Annotated in this window: 13 protein-coding genes; 5 read left to right on the top strand and 8 right to left on the bottom strand. The window is 71.2% G+C overall.

From position 1 onward, the window contains the following. Nucleotides 1-331: 331 nt before the first annotated feature. A complete protein-coding gene (locus ACFYZJ_RS27815; protein ID WP_388572338.1) occupies nt 332-1348 on the bottom strand; it encodes a LysR family transcriptional regulator in 1017 nt (338 codons plus the stop codon). A gap of 515 nt (nt 1349-1863) precedes the next feature. Further along, nucleotides 1864-3873 (bottom strand): BTAD domain-containing putative transcriptional regulator, encoded by a 2010-nt coding sequence (locus ACFYZJ_RS27810; protein WP_388572336.1) that lies wholly within the window; start codon nt 3871-3873, stop codon nt 1864-1866. Between the two features lie 452 nt (nt 3874-4325). Here ACFYZJ_RS27810 and ACFYZJ_RS27805 point away from each other — a divergent pair, with 452 nt between their 5' ends. After that, on the top strand, nt 4326-5714 hold the full coding sequence (locus ACFYZJ_RS27805; protein WP_388572334.1) for a dihydrolipoyl dehydrogenase family protein: 1389 nt from the start codon (nt 4326-4328) through the stop codon (nt 5712-5714). Between the two features lie 408 nt (nt 5715-6122). On the opposite strand, the gene ACFYZJ_RS27800 is transcribed toward ACFYZJ_RS27805, so the two are convergent. The 4 genes from ACFYZJ_RS27800 to ACFYZJ_RS27785 all read right to left on the bottom strand — a co-directional run bounded on the left by ACFYZJ_RS27800 (nt 6123) and on the right by ACFYZJ_RS27785 (nt 11245). Then, nucleotides 6123-6371 (bottom strand): DUF2630 family protein, encoded by a 249-nt coding sequence (locus ACFYZJ_RS27800; protein ID WP_388572332.1) that lies wholly within the window; start codon nt 6369-6371, stop codon nt 6123-6125. 49 nt (nt 6372-6420) lie between these two features. Further along, on the bottom strand, nt 6421-6894 hold the full coding sequence (locus ACFYZJ_RS27795; RefSeq protein ID WP_388572330.1) for a DNA starvation/stationary phase protection protein: 474 nt from the start codon (nt 6892-6894) through the stop codon (nt 6421-6423). A gap of 221 nt (nt 6895-7115) precedes the next feature. Next, on the bottom strand, nt 7116-10016 hold the full coding sequence (locus tag ACFYZJ_RS27790; protein WP_388572329.1) for an ATP-binding protein: 2901 nt from the start codon (nt 10014-10016) through the stop codon (nt 7116-7118). A gap of 242 nt (nt 10017-10258) precedes the next feature. Further along, nucleotides 10259-11245, bottom strand: coding sequence for a LysR family transcriptional regulator (locus ACFYZJ_RS27785; RefSeq protein ID WP_388572328.1), 987 nt, complete (start codon nt 11243-11245; stop codon nt 10259-10261). Nucleotides 11246-11527: 282 nt separating this feature from the next. Here ACFYZJ_RS27785 and ACFYZJ_RS27780 point away from each other — a divergent pair, with 282 nt between their 5' ends. After that, nucleotides 11528-12373 (top strand): alpha/beta fold hydrolase, encoded by an 846-nt coding sequence (locus ACFYZJ_RS27780; protein WP_388572326.1) that lies wholly within the window; start codon nt 11528-11530, stop codon nt 12371-12373. Nucleotides 12374-12484: 111 nt separating this feature from the next. Further along, entirely contained in the window at nt 12485-15205 is a 2721-nt protein-coding gene (locus ACFYZJ_RS27775; protein WP_388572324.1) for an AAA family ATPase, read from the top strand. Here the strand turns inward: ACFYZJ_RS27775 and ACFYZJ_RS27770 are convergent. Then, a complete protein-coding gene (locus ACFYZJ_RS27770; RefSeq protein WP_388572322.1) occupies nt 15118-15684 on the bottom strand; it encodes a hypothetical protein in 567 nt (188 codons plus the stop codon). The two genes, ACFYZJ_RS27775 and ACFYZJ_RS27770, sit on opposite strands and share 88 nt — an antisense overlap. 199 nt (nt 15685-15883) lie before the next feature. Between ACFYZJ_RS27770 and ACFYZJ_RS27765 the strand changes: the two genes are divergently transcribed. Continuing rightward, nucleotides 15884-16390 (top strand): DUF302 domain-containing protein, encoded by a 507-nt coding sequence (locus ACFYZJ_RS27765; protein WP_388572321.1) that lies wholly within the window; start codon nt 15884-15886, stop codon nt 16388-16390. Nucleotides 16391-16691: 301 nt separating this feature from the next. Continuing rightward, nucleotides 16692-17177 (top strand): DUF1269 domain-containing protein, encoded by a 486-nt coding sequence (locus tag ACFYZJ_RS27760; protein ID WP_388572319.1) that lies wholly within the window; start codon nt 16692-16694, stop codon nt 17175-17177. 260 nt (nt 17178-17437) lie between these two features. Here ACFYZJ_RS27760 and ACFYZJ_RS27755 read toward each other — a convergent pair whose 3' ends face one another. Then, a complete protein-coding gene (locus tag ACFYZJ_RS27755) occupies nt 17438-19120 on the bottom strand; it encodes an FAD-dependent oxidoreductase (RefSeq protein WP_388572317.1) in 1683 nt (560 codons plus the stop codon). Between the last annotated feature and the right edge of the window lie 25 nt (nt 19121-19145).

Genomic DNA, 19145 nt, shown 5'->3' with positions numbered 1-19145 from the left:
GAACGGTCTGCGTCGGCGGCGGTCGGTGGTCCGGTCGCTCCGGGCCACGCGTGCCTCCTGAACAGCATGCGGAGTGGGGAGTGGAAACTTTGTGGTGAGTGTCTTGACCCGAAGGTGAGGGGCGGCCGAGCAGGGGGTGGCGCAGATACCGGAAGGGGGCGTAACCGGGCCGCGCCGACGGCGGCAGCCGGGGACCGGCGGCGTACGGCGGTCCCCGGGGGACAAACCGCAGCCGGCCCGGCGTTCACGCCCACCGGGCGGACGTATCGCAGGGCGGCGCTCTCCACGGCGGGTGGTTACTCGGTGGGCCGGGCCCGCCGCGGAGAGTGTGTCACGCGGCCGGGGTCGGTTCCGTGTCCGCCCCGGCCCGCAGGGCGAGGGGGCCGGCCGCTTCAGGGAGTCGCCACACGTCCCCGTGAGCGGCGGCCAGGGACCGGGCCGCTTCACGACAGGCCGCCACGAAGCCCGCCACGGCCCGGGAGGCGTCGTCGCGCCGCCAGACCACGCTCATCGTGCCGGACAGCCCCTCCAGCGGTACGAACGTCACGCCCGGATACCCGGCGAACCGAAACGATCCCGGTACGGCGGAGACACCCAGGCCGGCTGCCACCAGGTCGGCCACCGCCGAGGGTGCCGTGGGCACCGGTGTGATGCCCACCCCCTCAGCCGTCGCCACGGCGTCCAGCTGGGCCCAGCAGTGGCTGCGCTCGCGCACGGGAAACAAAACGGCTTGCGCCCCGAGCGCTGCGAGCGACATCAGCTCCGCTCCGGCGCGAGGATGCCCCTGGGCCAGGAGCGCGCTGGTGCGCTCCTCCACCAGTACTTCGGTGGCCAGCCCGTCCGTCACCGGCGGATCCCAGGTGAGGACGGCGTCGACACGCCCGTCGGCGAGTGCGGCTGCCTGCTGTCCGTCCCGCAGCTCCACGACCGACACGCGCGTGCGCGCGCGGCCGGACCACAGACGGCGGACCGCTTCGGCGAGCAACCCGCCCGGTGGGCTGGGCATCGGGGCCGAGATCGTCAGGACACCGGCTCCGGCCTCGGCCACGGACCGGGCGGCCCGTACGAGGCGCCGGTTGTGCGCCAGGGCGCGCTCCGCCTCCGGTACGACGGTCCTTCCGGCCTCGGTGAGTTCGGCGCCCCGCGGTGTGCGGATCAGCAGGTCGGTTCCCAGAAGACGTTCCAGCCGGCGCACCTGCCTGCTGAGCGCGGGCTGGGCGATGCCCAGGCCGGCGGCGGCATGCCCGAAATGCCCCTCCCTGGCCACGGCGAGAAAGGCGCGCAGCAGTCTCGGGTCGATGTCCGGCTCGGTGGAGGTCGGCAACGTGTCCGCCTCATACGTGTTCACAGCGGGCTGCCCTTTCTGACGGAGGCCATGGGTTCGGCAACCGACGTGCCTGGTGTCGCCGCAGGAGGTCCGGGAGCACCGAGGAGGCATGCCGTACCGGCATCGTCCGATGACGTATCCGTCTTGGACGCGCCGGTCAGGCTCTGATCCAATAGGGGGCGTGGCCGGCCGGACGACGACAGGACAGGCGGCCACGGCCGGTGAGCCCGCGGTTCCTCCCCACGGCGAACGTCGCCTGGACGGTACCAGGTTGACCCGTGAAGGCCGGCCCGGGTCCGGCAGCGAGACGGCTCACGCCAGGCGTTTCCCCCGGACGCCCCTGGCTCGTCGCCCGTGCTGACGAGCCGGCGGCGTGAGCCGTCTCCGGCCGTGCGCCACGCCGTACGGCCGGCAGAGTGCCGCACGACAACCGCTCCTCGGGCTCACACCTAGTGCCAGGTGTGCAGGGCTGCCGGAGAGGTGTGCGCCACATCGCTCAGCGGTGATTCCGACAGGCCGGCGCCGCGGGGGCGCGTTCACAGGGCCCATTCCTCCAGGTGCGCGTCGGCTCGGCCGGGCAGCGGCCGCGCCACGGGCCGCGCGGACCGACGGGAGTGCACGTACGAGCGCCGCGGAGCGGCCGAACGGTCCGCTTTTCCGGCACAGTCGAGTTCGGCCGCGTAGGCCAGTACCAGGTCGTGCGCCCCGTACCGGTCACGGCCCCGGACGTCCAGCAGACGGGCGCGCACCAGTTCCCCGGCAGCCGTGGCCGCCGCGCCCCGCGAGATACCGGCCGCACTCGCCAGCGCGGCCGTGCTGATGTCGGAAGCCCGGTGCAGGGGCAGCAGACAGAAGACCCGCTTGGCCTCGGCACCGAGCGTCCGATAGGACCAGGAGAAGACACCGCGCAGCGCGTTCGCGCGGTCGTCCTCGTCGAAGCCTTCGAGGCTGCCTTGCGCGGCGGCCAGTTCGGCGGCCAACCGGGTCAGCGGCTGTTCGGGACGGCTCGCCGCGCGGGCGGCCACGATGGCCAGGGCGAGAGGCAGCCGGCCGCAGCGCGCCACGATCTCCTCGACGACGGCCGTGCCGACGTCGGTCCGTGCGGGGCCGACACGTCGGAGGAAGCACGCCGTCGCCTCGGCCACCGAGGGCACGTCCAGGGAGAGCAGCCGTGCTCCGTGCGCGGTCGCCAGGCCGATCAGCCGACTCCGGCTGGTCACCACGACCATGCACTCGGGGGTTCCGGGCAACAGCGGCCGTACCTGGTCCGCGTCGAGCGCGTTGTCGAGCACCACGAGCACGCGACGCCCGGACAGGACGCTGCGGAAGAGAGCCGACCTGGCCTCCACCGAGGCGGGGATACGGTGTCGGTCGACGCCCAGGGCTTCCAGGAATCCGTGCAGCACCTCACTCGGATCCGCGGGGTTACCGTGTGCCGCGAAGCCGCCCAGATCCGTGTAGAGCTGCCCGTCGGGGAAGTCCGCTGCCACCCGGTGGGCGAAGTGGACCGCCAGCGCGGTCTTGCCGACCCCGGGAATGCCGTCGACGGCCAGGACACGCAGCCCGTCGCCGACCCGGTTCGCGGTGTCCAGCGCCTGGTCGAGGGCTCGCTCGCGTCCGGTGAAGAAAGGCAGGTCCGGCGGTAGCTGGGCGGGCTCGATCCACGGCGGCCGGGATCGCGGGAGCGACGCCGCGGGCGGTGCCGCGGACCCGGCGGCCGCCGGCCCCCGGGGCTCCGCCGGGCTGCCACGCAGAACGCTCTGGTGAGCGGCCCGCAGCTCCGCCCCGGGGTCGACCCCCAGCTCGTCCGACAGCCGGGTCCTGATGCTCTGGTACAGCCTGATCGCTTCCGCCTGCTTGCCGTCCGCGGCCAGCACGAGCAGCAGGGACGCCTGGAGCGCTTCGTCGAGCGGGCAGCGGTCGGCGGCCTGGCGCACGGGCAGCAGGACGGAGCCGGCCCGACCGCAGCCCAGGGCCGCGGTGGCCACCTCACACACGACCGGAGCGTATTCGTGTTCCACCATGGCGAAGGCCGGGTGCACCGCGGCGACAGCGCCCAGGTCCTCTGCGCAGTGGCCCTGCCACAGGCCCAGCGCCTCCAGATACATGTCGACGGCCGCCGGGAGGTCGCCCGTGGCGCCCGCGGCGCGGGCCTGCCGGACGAGGTCGCGGAACCTGAGCAGGTCCAGACCGTCCGCGTCCACACGCAGCAGGTAGCTCCCTGCCTGCCCGACGAGCCACCGGCCGGACGACCTGGCCGGCAGGCCCGGTTCGAGAAGCCGCCGCAGTGAACCGACATACCGGTGGACCGCGTTCACCGCGCTGACCGGCGGGTCACCGTCCCACAGCAGGCCGATGAGTTCCGTCAGCGGGACGGGCCGTCCCGCGCCCGCCAGCAGCGCGGCCAGGATCAGGCGTTGCTGACGCGGGCCGAGCGGGAGTTCCGCCTCGCCCCGCCAGGCTCGCACCGGCCCCAGCAGCGTGAAACGTATCGCCTGTGCCGACTCCTGGTCTTCGCCGATGCGTCGGCGCGGTGCCACGGGCATCGAGATGTCCTCCTTTCGCCGTCCGGACGGCGATCCGGCAGCTGGACCGCCGCCCGGATCCGCACCGGTCGTACCCCTCCACCGACGTGGTGCTCCGTCCGGCGGCTACGCCGAAAAGGTAGGTCCGGGCCACTCGACGGGCATCAGTCGGTTGACTCACGGCGGTGGACGACACCTGGCCTTGCGCCGTCGGGGCTGCCGGAACACTCGTGACGGCCCCGCGACCTGTGTCCGGGTAACCGGCGCGCACGTCGCTCCGCTGTCGGTGTTCTTCGTTCCGCACTCCGTCACGGTCAGGAGCGAGACGTTTCTCGCAGCGCGCCGCGAGCTGGTTGGTCATTCGACTGATACGGCCGCTTGGCACAACGGCGAACCTTGACCGGGGACCGGTGCGTGAGGCGCCGGCTGTCCCACCGCACCACTGGTGCACGGCCGAGGAGGACGGAGAGGGAATGAGCGTTGCGGAGGACATCGTGGAGGATGTGGACCTGCTGGTGGTGGGTGGTGGCAAGGCCGGCAAGACGCTGGCCATGGACACCGCGCGGGCCGGCGGCAGGGTGGTCATGGTGGAGCGGGGCATGATCGGCGGCACCTGTATCAACGTCGCCTGTATCCCCACCAAGACGCTGGTGACCAGCGCCCGGCTGGCCCGCAGGGCCGGCAGCGCCGAGTCGCTGGGGCTCCGGCTGGGAACGCCGCAGGTGGACCTGGAACTGCTGCGCGCGCACAAGGAGGGCGTCGTCTCCGGCATGGTCGAGCTGAACCACCGGCAGTTCCTGGACAGCGGCATGGACTTCGTCCTGGGCACGGCGCGCTTCGTGGCGGAGCGGACGGTGGAGATCGACCTCAACGACGGAGGCCGCCGTGTCGTACGCGGCACCGACGTGGTGATCAACACGGGGACGAAGCCGCACATCGCGGCCATACCCGGGCTTGCCGAGGCGGGACCGCTGACCAGCGAGAGCATCATGGACCTGCGCCGCATCCCGGAGCGGCTCGTGGTCCTCGGCGGCGGTTACGTAGGGCTGGAGTTCGCCCACATGTTCGCCGCGTTCGGTAGTCAGGTGACCGTCCTGGAACGCGGCCCCCACCTGCTACGGAGCGAGGACCGGGACATCGCCACGGCTCTGGCGGCATACCTTCAGCAGGACGGTGTCGAACTGATCACCGACATCACCGTGAAGGAAGTGGTCCGGGAGCGGCAGACGGTGCGGGTGCTGCTGGAGGACGGGCGGACCCTGACCGCCGACGACGTTCTCGCGGCGACCGGCCGGGACCCTGTCACACGCGACCTCAACCTGGAGGCGGCGGGGGTGCGGACCGACGACCGCGGGTTCGTACGGGTGGACGACAGGCTGGCGACCGACGCCCCGCACACCTGGGCGGTGGGCGACGTGGCCGGCAGCCCGCAGTTCACCCACGTGTCGCTGGACGACTACCGCATCGTCAAGGCCAACATCAACGGGGGTGCCCGCAGTACGGCCGGCCGGCTGGTGCCCTGGAACCTGTTCACCGACCCGGAACTCGCCCGTGTCGGTCTCACCGAGGAACAGGCCCGCGCCACGGGCCGTTCCATCAGGGTCGCGAAACTGCCGGTCGAGGCCATCCCGCGGGCGCGCACACTACGGGACACGCGAGGCCTGTGGAAGGCGGTGGTCGACCGGGACACCGAACAGATCCTGGGTGCCGCCCTGCTCGGCCCCGAATCGGCGGAGGTGTTGTCCGTGGTGCAGACGGCCATGTGGGCCCAGATGCCGTTCACTCGGCTGCGGGACGGGATGATCGCGCACCCGACCATGGCGGAGGGACTCAACGCGCTGTTCGCCTCCTGGGTGGACTGAGAAGCCGTGCCGCATGCCGCTTGCCGCTGCGGCATGCGGCGTTCCTCCAGGCGGCTTCCCCTTGGCCGCCGCCTCACATCGCCGACAGCGACCGAAAACCCTTCGGTCGCTGTCGGCATGCTGGACAACCGCATACGTCAGAGGCGTCCAGGCGGGAAGTCGGGGATTCAAGCGACCAAACCTCCCCGTATATTCCATATATTCCGGATATTCCGCGTGGCCTGCGTCGGCCTCGCGCCGCGATACGCGGCAGCCGTCGGTCGGCCAGGTCACGAGGGGGATTGCTGCTCGTCCGGCTCATCGGACCGGCGTCTTCCTGTGAGGCCGTCGCGGTCGGACCGGATCGGCAGGGGCGGCTGCCCCTGCCGGGCACGCACACCACAGAGGCCTCCTCGTGCCTTTCGCCAGTCAGGACCGGTAGTTCTCCACCTGGGCCTGCGGCCGCACACGGGCCTCGTCGGGGTCTTCCCCGAATTCGGCCCTGGCGCGCCGCTGTCGCAGCAGGTCCCAGCACTGATCCAACTCCCGTTCGAGGGCGCCGAGTCGGTCGTGATCAGCAGTGCGGTTCGCGCCACCCGCGGCGAGAGCGTCCCGCAGTCTGCGTTCCTCGTCCGCCATCTCTGTGATCCGGTGCAGGATTCGCTGGTCGGTATCCATCGGTGTGGTCTCCTGGTTCATCGAGGGTGTGGCGGCCTGGCCGTCGCGGTCATCCGCGGTTCTCGGCCTGGAACATCCAGCTCTGCTTCTCCAGCGCGGCCGTCAAGGAGATGAGCAGGTCCTGGGTCACGACATCCGACCGTCCGGCCTCCTCGATGCGGGTACGCATCCGGCCGATGAGGGTGGAGAACACCTCCACGATCTCCTCCACGACCTTCCCGTCGGCGATCCAGCCGGCTTGGAAGGCGGGCAGCCCGCTGCTCTCCGCGACGGTGCCGGCCCGGCCGTCCGGGCTGATCCCGAGTGTGGCCGCCCTCTCGGCGAGTTGGTCGGCGAAGTCCCGGGCCGTGGTCACCACTTCGTCGAGCTGCTGGTGGACGGCGCGGAAGCGGGGGCCGTAGACGTTCCAGTGCGCCTGCTTGGCCAGCAGGGACAGGTCCAGCAGATCCACCAGGGTGCTCTGCAGCACGGCACCGGTGTCGTCGCGGTCCTGCTCGGCGAGTGGGCCCGTGATGATGGTCATGATGACGTCTGATCCCTTTCCGGGCGACTCCATCGGCCGTGGCAGACGGTCGGACCCACGACTGCCGGGTGACGACATGTCACCTGACGGAGGCTCGACGTGGGTTGTGGGACGCCCTCGGCCCCCGATTCTTCCCTTCGCGCCGTCCGGGGTGATCCGTTGTTTGACTTACCGGCACGGACGGAGGCCGTCGGTCATGTGACCCGGTGATCGCGTTGCGGCTACCGCCGGCTCACCAACCGCGACGGTGTCTCGCCGGGGTCGGCGACAGGGCGCCTGAGCGGCATGGTCCCGGTTCCGGACACGTGTTCCAGTGTCCGCTCCCGCGGCTTCCCGGCGTGGCTGAGCGCGTCGTGGAGCTGGGTCCGCCTGCTGACCCCCAGCTTGGGGAACACCTGGTACAGGTGGAAGCCCACGGTGCGAGCGGACAGCTGCAACCGCTCGCCGATCTGCCGATTGGTGAGCCCCGTGGCCGCCAGCCGTGCGATCTGCAGCTGCTGCGGGGTGAGACGCTCCACCGACCCCGGGTTCCCCTCCGCGTCCCGCACGGGCACCCCACAGGCCCGCAGCTCTCCCGTCGTCCGCTCCACCCACGGATGCGCCTTCAACCGCTCGAACACCGCCAAGGCCCGCGCCAGTTCGGGCCGCGCCTCGCTCATCCGACGCCTACGGCGCAGCCACTCACCGAACTCCAGCGACACCACCGCCCGCTCGAACGGCCACTGCTCTCCCACCGGATCCCCCACGACCGCACGGAACAGCGCTTCCGCTTCCTCCCCCTCGCACAGCAACGCCCGCGCCCGCCCCACGATCAGCCGCAGGCGGGGTGACATCCCCTCGCCCACCCACCGCTCGACCGCGTCCACCACCGCGACCGCCTCCTCGGGCCGCCCCACCCGGACGGCAGCGGCGGCCAGGTCCCCCACGCCGTACAGGGAGCAGTGGTAGTGCACCGGCCGCGGATCGGGGCCCGCCGTGAACAACCCGCGCAGCAACTCGAACTCCACCGCGTGATCACCGGCGGCGGCGGCCACCGCCGCTCGCACCATCGCCATACGCACGCCCAGCGCCCGGCTCTCCGACACGTCGAGCCTCTGCACGGCCTGCGCCATCAGCTCCCGGGCATCCTCCCCGCGCAAGGCCAGCACCATGGCGTTCACGTAGACGGCCACCCACGCCGCCGCCTCCAGCCCGTTCTCCTCCGCCACCCGCCGCGCGTCCTCGGCGGACTCCCACGCCGCCTCCCACGCACCGGCGTCGAACTGTGCCAACGCCAGCGTCTGTCCCACCATCGCGCTGGAGCCTGCGGCCGGCACCGTCCGGAGACGTTCCATCACCGCACTCAGCAACCGCACTGCCAACGCCGTCTCGTCCAGGACCCACGCTGCGCCTCCCAGCACGCTCAACCGTCCCGGCACGCCGTCCGCCCCGGCCGCGGCATGTTCCAGCGCCGCCAGCACACCACGACGGTCACCGAAGGGATCACAACAGGCGCGGGCCCACACCTGTTCGTACGCGCAGCCCGCATCCCCCGGGATACGTGCCAGCAACTCCAGCGCCTGGCGGCGGAAAGCCTCGTCACCGCTGCAGTACAGCACCACCGCACTGTGACTGATCGCGTCCAGCGCCGTCGCCGGCGAGGCATCCATCATGTCGGCGGCCAGCGGCAGCAGATGCGAGAGCGCGGGCTTCTGCCGGCCGGTCGCCGCCAGCGCCCACCCTCTGCGCAACGCCGCCGCGGCCAGCATCCCGGTGTCGTCCGTCGCCGCGGCCACCTCGCCGGCCAGCGTCTCGACCCACCACGGCTCACCCGCGTGCGCGGCGAGATCACACGCGTCCAGCAACCGCCGCGCCCGCGACCACCCCCGTTCGCTCAACTGCGCCGCACGCTCCAACGCCGCGGCCGCCACGCGATAGCCCCCACGCCGGCGCGCCCGGCCCGCCGTCTCCACCAGCGCGCCCGCGACCGACTCGTCCGGTGCCAAGGACGCCGCGGCCAGGTGCCATGCCCGCCGGTCGGGATCTCCCGCCAGCCCGTCGGCCAACCGCAGATGCACCTCGCGACGCTCCGCGAACGACGCCGTCCCGTACACCACGGACCGCATCAGGGGATGCCGGAACTCGACTCTCCCGCTCACCAGACGCACCAGTCCCGCGTCCTCCGCGGCCGCCCAGGCCTCGACGCCCCCGTCAGGCGCCGACGCTGCCGCCGACAAAGCCGCCCTCATGTCCGGCCCGTCCGCCGCCGCCGCGAACAACAGCACCCGGCGTGTCGCTTCCGGCAATCCGTCCAACCGTTCCGCGAAGGCCTTCTCCAACCGGGCCGGCAGCGAGAATCCCGCCCCCACAGCTGCGTCCCACCCCGAAGAGCCCCGCTCCGCGGTCTCCCGCGCCAACTCCACCAGGGCCAACGGATTACCCGCCGCCAGCCGCAGCATCCGCCCGCGCGCCCTGCCCCGCGGAACCACAGGCTGCGCGTCCAGCAAGCGCCCAGCCGCTTCGCCCGACAAGGGCCCGACCGGCACCGGCTCGAAAGCGGACCACATGGGCGGGGACGCGCTGTCGCCGCGTACCGCCGCCAGCAGGCCCACCGGTTCGCCGGCTATGCGTCGCGCGACGAACAGCACGGTCTCCAAGGAGGAGTCGTCGAGCCACTGCAGGTCGTCCACGACGAGCGTGACCGGGCGGTCGCTCGCCGAAGCCAGCAGCAGGTTCAGGGACGCGAGCCCGACGAGCAGCCGGTCGCCACCGCCTTCCGTGTCGCCGGCCCGGGCAGGCGCGTGCTGCATGCCGAGGGCGCGGGAGAGGGCGGCGCGCTGCGGAGCCGGCAACTGGGGGAGGCGATCCAGGATGGGCCTCAGCAACTGGTGCAGGGCCCCGTGTTCGAGCGTTCGCTCTGCCTGGTTGCCGGCGCAGCTGAGGATGCTGGTCCCGCGGCGGGCCGCTTCCGCCGTCACGGCCTGCAGCAGGGTGGTCTTGCCGGTGCCGGACTCACCCACGAGGAGAAGGGCACCTGCCTCTTCTGCCCGCTCCGGAAAAAGGCCGCGCAGGACACGCGATATCTCAGGCTCACGCCCGATGATCCCGTCCAGTGGATCCTCTTCCACGCCTCCACGGACCATTGTTCCTCCCCGGCTCCTCGGAATCAATCGGAAGCTATCACGGAATACCGGAGGGCCTGGGTATTTATTTGTGATGGGAAGTCCGGAACGCGTCGGAGGCCGCTCTTCCAGAGATAATCAAGAATTCTCGCAGAAAAAGTGGAGGGAATTCCAGATTCATTCCACAACCCGCGCGGGCCCGCCGCCGCATTGCCATGGACACGGTGCGCGGTGTTCCGCGTCGACGCAAACCCGGGATCCCGTCAGCGCGGCTGAAAGGCTGCGGGCAGTCTCCAGATGTCGGGGTGCGCGGCGCTCAGCCCTGCGGCCGCGGACCGGCAGGATGCGACGAAGGCCCCCGCGACGGCGAAACTGTCTCCGCCGTGCCACACGACGCTCATCCGGTGGTGCAGACCGGGCAGCGGTACGAAGACCACGTCCGTGTAGTCGGCGAAGCCGAAGGATGCCGGCACGACGGACACCCCCAGACCAGCCGCGACCAGGTCCGGGACGGCGGAGGGAGCCGTGGGCACGGGGGTCAGCCGTACCTGTGCGGCGGCGGCCATCTCGCTCAGCGAGTCCCAGCAGTGTTCGCGTTCTCGGACCGGGAAGAGGACAGGGTCCTCGGTCAGCGCGGCCAAGGGCATTTCCGGCGCCGCGGCCCAGGCGTGATGCCGGCTCAGCAGTGCGCCGGCGCCCTCTTCCAGCAGTACCTGCGCCTGTTCGGCGTCAAGGTCCCCGCCCCAGGTGAGAGCCGCGTCGATGCGGCCGTCCCGCAGTGCGGCGGCGACGTCGCGGTCGTCCAGTCCCACGACCGAGACCTGCACGTCCGGGTGCGTGGCGCGGAAATGACGCACGGCCTCCGCCAGCAGTCCGCCGGGAGGGCTGGGCAGGGGTGCGGAGATCGTCAATGTGCGCGTTCCGTACTGCCCGGCCGCCGATCTCGCGAGGCGGACGAGCCGACGGTTCTGAGCGATGGCCTGTTCGGCATGCGGCATCACGAGCCGTCCCACGGCGGTCAGCCGGGCACCCCGCGACGTACGTGTGAACAGGGGCGCCCCCAGCAGGCGTTCGAGTTGCTGCACCTGTCTGCTCAACGCCGACTGGGCGACCATGAGACTGTCCGCGGCATGACCGAAGTGACCTTCCCGGGCGACAGCCAGGAACGCCCGCAGCAGTCGTGGGTCGATGTCGGGCTCGGAACGCGTCACCTGAAGATCCGCCAGGGCGACGGAAGAGGAGTCTGTCATTTCTGACCTGCCTCGGTCTCTTGTACGGAACCACATGGCACACGGATAGCGCACGGGCGGCGGTCGGGCGGTGAGTGGCCACAGCGTTGTTCAGGCTAGGAGGCCTCACACGGCAACGCATCAGTCGACTGACTGTGCTCCACGAGAGGGCGGCACGCCGACGTCCGGAACTGAGGGCCCATGGTCATATGTCCGATGCCGCGTCCCTGGCGCGCCGACACACTCGACGGCATACGGTGCTCCCCACTGAGCGGGAAGCAAGGCCCCGGAGAAGGATCCGACATGTACATCGACGCACCGAACCACGTCGTCGACGCCGCCAACGGCGTCAGATACGCCTATCGGCGCTGCGGTCCCTCCGGCTCACAGCCGCCGCTGCTCATGCTCCACCACTTCCGGGGCACCCTGGACAGCTGGGACCCGGCACTGGTCAACGCCCTGGCGGTGGAACGCGATGTCATCGCCTTCGACAACGCCGGGGTCGGTCTGAGTACCGGCCACACCCCCCGCACCATCGCGGAGACAGCGGTGGACACCCTCGCCTTCATGGCCGCCATCGGGGTGCGTCAGGCGGACCTGCTGGGATTCTCGATGGGGGGCTACACGGCCCAGGAACTGGCCCTGTCGCGCCCCGCCGCCGTCCGCCGCGTGGTGCTGGCGGCCACCGCGCCTCGCGGTGGCCCGGGCGTACCCGGCTGGCCGGACGACATCTTCGCCCGCGCCGACGTCGACCAGCCGAGCCTGGAGGACTACCTCTACACCTTCTTCCATCACACCGAGTCCAGTCAGCGCAGTGGGCTCGAGTTTCTGGGCAGGTACATCGAGCGGGAGCACGACCGGGACCTGCCGGCCGGCCGATCGGCCAGGCAGGCGCAGTACGAGGCGATGACCGAGTGGGGCCTCCCGGATCACGGTGCTTTGGAAAGGCTCTCCCACATCAGGCACCCCGCGCTCGTGGTGCACGGCGACCACGACCTCGTCACACCGCCCAGCGCGTCCCATCTGCTCGCGGGCCTGCTGCCCGACGCGCGGGTGCAAACGTATCCCGACTCCGGTCACGGCTTCCTTTTCCAGCACCACGAGGAGGTCGCGCGGGAAGTGCTCGGCTTCCTGGCCGAAGGCTGCTGAAACCCGGCCGATACCAGTCGACCGACAGATGCGACACGCGCCCGCCGGCAGCCATCATGTGAGCGCCGGCAGGGGCAACCGCCCTCCGGCGTGGGAGGAACGTTGTCGTTGGTGGGCCGTACGTCCGAGTTGCATGCCCTGGAAGCACTGCTGGTCGAGGCGGAGAACGAGGGAGCAGCGCTGCTGCTCCAAGGCGACCCCGGGGTGGGGAAGACCGCGCTGCTGGACGCCGTGACCGCCCACGCCCGGACGGGCGGACTGCGTGTGCTCCAGGTCGTCGGAGTCGAGAGCGAGCAGGAACTCGCGTTCTCCGCGCTGCACCAGCTTCTGTATCCGCTGTTCGATCACCTCGCGGGACTGCCGTCCTTCCAGAGCGGCGTGCTGGAACAGGCGCTCTCCATCCGTGAGGGCTCGGCGCCGGGACGCTTCGCCATCTCGGCGGCGGCCCTGGCGCTGCTCCAGGCCGCGGCCAAGCGGCAGCCACTGTGCGTGGTGGTGGACGACGTGCACTGGATCGACCGTTCCAGCGCCGAGGTGCTGACCTTCATCACCCGCAGGCTCAGCAGTTGCCGGGCAGCCTTCATCATGGCCGCGCGCAGCGGAGCACACGGCTTCCTCGACCCCACGGGCCTGCGCGTGCTCGATGTCGGTCCGCTGCCGGCCCGCGATGCGCTGGTGCTGCTCGACAGCAGTCACCCGGGGCTTGCCGAACCGACCAGGCGGCGCCTGCTGGACGAGTCCGAAGGCAACCCGCTCGCCCTGGTGGAGCTGCCGAGCCAGCTCACCGACGCGCAGCGGGACGGCGCCGAAGCCCTGCCGACGAACCTGCCGCTCAGCAGCCGGCTGGAGAGCGTGTTCGCCGACCGCATCCGGCAGCTCGGCTCCGCGCCACGATTCGTCCTGTTGCTGACAGCGTTGGACGGAGAGCGTCCCGGAAATCTGGAGGACATCCGGGCGGCCTTCGGCGCAGTGGGCGAGGAGTGGCACGACGGCCTGCTGGAGACGAGCGAGCACACCGGGCTGGTCCGTATCGACCACGTCGCGGAGCAGGTCACCTTCCGTCATCCCCTGGTCCGTTCCTGCGTGGTGCACATGTCCCCGGCCGGCCGCCGCAGATCCGCGCACCGTGCGCTGGCCGAGGTGCTGAAGGCGGAGCCGGAGCGACGCGCCCTGCACCTCGCCCACGCCGCGGACGACCCCGACGAGGCGGTCGCCGTCGAACTCACCCGCGCCGCGGAGCGGGCCATGGCCCGTGGTGGCGCCGCGGAGGCCGCCACGGCGTACCGCCGTGCCGCGGAACTCAGCCAGGACTCCACCGAACGCGCCCGCCGCCTGGAGCAGGCCGCGTTCGCCGCCGGCATCGCCGGCCTCCTGGACACGGCCCACGAACTGGCCGGCCAGACCACCGAGTCACTGCGAGGCGCGGCAGCCGCGGGCTACGTGCAGTTCCACCGGGAGGGAGACATCGACGCGGTCTACCGCATCCTGCCCCCTGCCATGGAGGCGGCGCGCGAAAGCACCGCCCCGGAGGACGTGGAAGCGTTCGACGACGCGTTCTACGTCCTGCTCAACGCGGCGGTGTGGGGAGGACGCGCGGAACTGTGGCCTCCCGTGTACCGCGCGCTCGACCGGATCTCCGAGTCCGCGCGCATGTGCTTCGACTGCGTCGCCGACCCGGCGCGGACGGCTCATGACGTGCGGGAGCGACTGGACCGGGCGACGGCCGCACTGTCTCCCGACACGCCCCTGTGGCGCGTCACCTGGCTGATCTACACGGCCATGTATCTCGACTGCTTCACGTTCTACGACGGCGTGTGGCGGGAGGCCGTCGGCCACGGTGCGTACGACAGCCTGCGCTTCGGCGTGGTGGCCAGGGCTCACGAGGCGTTCATGCGGGGTGAATGGGACAGGATTCAGGCGATCGCATCCCAGGGCATCGCGGACGCCACCGAGCACGAGTACAACCTCATTCACATCATCTTCACCTACGGACTGGCCATGGTCGCGTCCGGCCGCGGGGACGAGGAAGCCCTGCGCCGGCACTGCGACACGATCACCGCGTGGGCCCAGCCGCGACGCATGCAGCTGTTGATGTCCACCGTGAACGAGACCTGGGCCCGCGCCGCGGTCGGCCGGGGGGACTTCGAGGAGGCCTACCTGCTGACCTCCGCGTTGACCCCACCGGGAGAACTGCCCTCGCACTTCCCCCATTTTTCACGCGTGTTCCTGGACCTCGTGGAGTCCGCGATGCGCACCGGCAGAACCGCGGAGGCCCGCGCACACGTCGAAGCGGGCCGGCAGGCGCGTCTGGACGCCATCTCACCGCACCACGCGGTCACCCTCGCTGCGGCTGTCGCGGTCGTCGCACCCGACGACGAGGCGGGGCGGCTGTACGAGGCGGCCCTGGCGGTGCCGGACGCCTCCCTGTGGATCTATGAATACGCTCGTATCCGGCTCTGGTACGGCGAGTGGCTCCGCCGGCGCCGGGAGTACACGGCCGCGCGCGTCCAGCTGGGTGTGGCGCTGGAACTGTTCGAGCAGCAGTTGAAGGCGCCGCTCTGGGCGCAGCGCGCGCGGGACGAACTGCGCGCGGCCGGCGTGGGTGTCGGGGTGGCCGACGCCAGGACCGGCGTGAAGATGAGCGCACAGGAGCGTCGCATCGCGGAGCTCGCGGCGAGCGGCCTGTCCAACAAGGAGATCGGCCGGCAGCTCAACATCTCGCCCCGCACCGCCGGCGCCCACCTCTACCGGGTGTTCCCCAAGCTGGGCATCACCTCCCGCGCCGCTCTGCGCGACGCACTGAAGGCCTTCGACGAAGTCAACGGTACGTGACGGCGGCGCCGCCGGCGGTCGCGGACCAGGGCGGGGGCGCGTGACACCATGCTCGGGACCACGGGTACGCCCGGGCAGGGAGTGACCGCGAGACTCAGTGCGCGCGGGTCCAGGGCTTCCACCCAGCCGTCTCGCACGCTCCAGCCGCACACCCGGGTGCCGACCGCCGCCGTCCTGGCCACCAGAACGGCGGCGCTGATCCCCCTGCCCGACAGCGCCGACGCGAGCAAGGCCCGCACATCCGCCAGCTCTCCCACCGGCTCCGGGCCGGCGGCACCGGGCCTGCCGGCGGAGCCCTCGTCCATGGCGCCCTCGGCCCGGTCGAGGGTGCCGTCGCTCCACTCGACCACCAGGTCGAAGCGGTGATACCCGGGGCCGAGGACCGTGGGCAGCGCCGCGCAGATCGCGCCCGCGTCCGCCGTCGCACGGGCGAGCGCGGCGGACCGGTACGTCGACCGGACGAACCTCGGCAGGAACATATCGGTCCCCTCCGCACGACCGTTGGCGAGTGGTGGACTGCCCCAGGATCAGGGGCACTTGTGGATTTTTTGTGGGGCGCTTGCCCGATGGTGCAGTAACGGGCCGCCGGACCGCCCGTTGGATACGTGTGCGTCGTGCGTCAGCGGCTGCGCCGTTATGGTCGATGCCGATCGCACCGCGCACCAGCCAGGAGGCGAAATGAGTACGTTCCCCGTGCGGCGTCTGGACGTGGCCGTGCCGTCCGTGTCCGACTTCCGGCAGAGCTACGAGGCCGCCGTACCACGAGTTCCGGAGGAGGAGCTGGAGTCCCTGATCCGCCGGGAAGCCTCCTGGTCGGAGATCACCGGGCTCATCGACTCGGCGGCCCCGCACGGGTTCATGATCTTCGCGAAGAACGCGGCGCACCCCGTCTTCCGCCGCGCCGGAGACCAGACGATCTGCTTCTGGTACTTGATGGGCAACCACACCATCGCCGAGCGCATGTACCGCCACGACCCGCGGACCATGCTCTACGCGCCGCTGCGCACCGTGATCTGGCAGGACGAGGCCGGAGCCGCCTGGTTCAGCGTGGACCAGCCCAGCACCCATTTCGCCGGGCTCGGCATCCCGGAGGTGACCGAGGTCGGTGTCGAACTCGACCGGAAACTCGCCGCCCTCCTCGACTTCCTCGGTACCGAGGTACCGAACGAACTGCTGCAGAGCTGACCCGGCCCGGCACCGGCGGAACACCGGCTTCGGACTCCGTCTCGCACATGTCACAGGCACCTCGCCCTGTGACACACGTATCTGTGCTGCCCTCTTGGGTGTGCTGTCCACTGATCTCGGCCGCGTACATATCTGTCTCTGCGTCTCGCCGACAGACCGCGACGGCACGGTGCCGGGCGGCGGCCCCCGGAGCGTACCGGCCCGGTTCTTCTCCTGCGTCAGCGCATACGACACCTTCCGCGCTGTCGACACCTTCCGCGCTGTCGTCATACGCGGCGATCCAGTCCCCGAAAGGAGCTTCGTGGCCACTCTCACCGTCTGGAAGTTCTCCACCCCCGACGGCGCCGACCGCGTCGAGGACACCCTGCTGTCCCTGCAGAAGCAGGGACTCGTCCAGGTCCACGACGCGGCGGTCGTCACCTGGCCGGAGGGTCGCAAGCACCCCAAGACCAAGCAGCTTTACAACCTGACTGCCGCGGGCGCGCTGTCCGGCACCTTCTGGGGCATGTTGTTCGGCCTGATCTTCTTCGTGCCGCTGCTCGGCGCCGCCGTAGGCGCTTTCAGCGGTGCGCTGGGCGGCTCGCTGGCCGACGTCGGCATTGACGACGACTTCATCGAGAGCGTCCGGGGTGAGGTCAAGCAGGGCACGTCCGCTCTGTTCCTGCTCACCTCCGACGCGGTCGTGGACCGAGTCCACGAGGCGTTCCCCCAGGGCAACGCCCAGCTGATCCGCAGCAACCTCTCCCAGCAGGACGAGGCCAAGCTGCGCGAGGTCTTCGAGGCGTAGCGCGGGACCGAGAGGCCGGGGAGCCTGTCTCCCCGGCCTCTCGCCGCGTTCTGAAGACAGCCGGGTACGTGTAGCCTTCGTGAGCAGTCGGCGGCGCAGACTACGGTGCGCGCAGCGTCAGTTCATCTGCGAGGCCGGTGGCGTCGACACCGTCCTTGACGATCACCCAGTTGGTGTTGCTGCGCGACACCAGATGGACGTCGTCGTCGATGTGAACGATGTCGTCAGCGCGCAGTGGCCTGTTCCTGAGCGTTCCCGTCTCAGACCGTCGCGAGGTACTGGTGGACCGAACGGACGGCGCTGGCGCCGTCACCGACTGCGGCGGCGACCCGTTTCATCGACGCCAGACGCACGTCACCGGCGGCGAACACGCCGGGCACGCTGGTCTCGTACGGCAGCGGCTCGCGCTCCAGTTCCTTCCAGCGCGGTCCGAGGTCCTCCGGCGACAACTGCCGGTCCGTCGGCACGAACCCGTCCGCGTCCAGGACCACTCCGCCGAGCCATGTCGTCGCCGGCCGGGCGCCGATGAAGCAGAACAGGCCCGCGCAGTCGATTCGGCGTGCCCCGGTGCCGTCGGCCCGGGTGGTCAGGTCCACACCTTCCAGGTGCGGCCTGCCGTGCAGCGCCGTCACCTCGGTACCGGTGAGCACGGTGATCCGCGGGTCGTTCAGAATGCGTTCCACGAGGTACGCGGACATGCGAGCGCCGAGATCGGCTCCCCGTACCACCAGGGTGACCTCGGAGGCGTACCGGGCCAGGTGCAAGGCGGCCTGCCCGGCGGAGTTGGCGCCGCCGACCACCGCGACCGGCCGGCCGGCCACCGCCTGGGCCTCCAGGTCGGTGGCCGCGTAGTAGATGCCGCACCCGGTCAGCTCCGTCCAGCCGTCGAGGGGGAGCGCCCGGTATTCCGCTCCGGTGGCGACGATCACCGCCCGCGTCCCGATGCGGGTTCCGTCCATCAGGGTCACGACGTGGTCGCGGCCCTCGGTGCTCAGCCCGACGACACCGCAGGGACTGGCGAGGTGCACTCCGAATTTCAGGGCCTGTACGGCGGCCCGCGCGGTCAGATCGGCTCCGCTGAGCCCGAAGGGGAAACCGAGGTAGTTCTCGATACGTGCGCTCGTGGCGGCCTGGCCGCCGACGGCCACCCCGTCCAGCAGCACCGTCTCCAGGCCCTCCGAGGCGCCGTACACCGCGGCCGCCAGCCCGGCCGGACCGGCGCCCACGACGGTGAGGTCGGCCGAGCCGCGTCCGGTACGGCGGTAGGCGAGGTTGAGCTGCTGGCTCAGCACGCCCGGGGTCACACGTGGCGTCGCCTCGCGCGACGACAGTGCCGCGGGCAGGTCCTCCTCGGCGAGACCGGACGAGCGCATCGCGTCCGCGCCCTGCGGGGAGCCGCTGTCGAGCCACCGGTGCGGCACGCCCTGACGGTCCAGGAAGGTGCGCATGGCCAGGCCCGCGGCCGACCCGGCGTCGCCGACGATCCGCAGCGTCTGTTCCGTCGCCTGGCGCAGCAGCCGGCGCCGGGCGAGGATCGCGCGCAGGAGAAGGTCGGAGAGATCGGTCTCCTGGGCCATCAGCCGGCGGAAGGCCGCCGGCTGCACCCGGTGGATCGTGCCACCGGTCGCCACGCGTACGGTCAGCCCGCGCCGCTGCCCGGTGAGCAGGTTGAGTTCGCCCGCGAACTGGCCGGGGCCGTGCGTCATGAAGAGGTGCCCGTCGCCGCCCTCCGAGGACGGGATGATCGCCTCCAGCGTCGCTGTCTCGCACAGGAAGAGGTCGACCGAATCGTCCTCGACCTGGTAGAGGACGTCGCCTGCTCGGACCTCCTCGCGGCTTGCGTACCGGGCGGCCCGGGCGAGCTGACCGTCGTCCAGCCGCACTTCGGCGGCGGAGGCGAGATCGTCGGGACGATCACCGATCTCGGGGAATGAGGTTGCCATGCCCGAAGAATGCCACCGGGTCACA

This window comes from Streptomyces sp. NPDC001848 (assembly GCF_042891915.1).
Lineage (GTDB): Bacteria > Actinomycetota > Actinomycetes > Streptomycetales > Streptomycetaceae > Streptomyces.
This window is presented reverse-complemented; position numbering and strand designations above follow the sequence as displayed.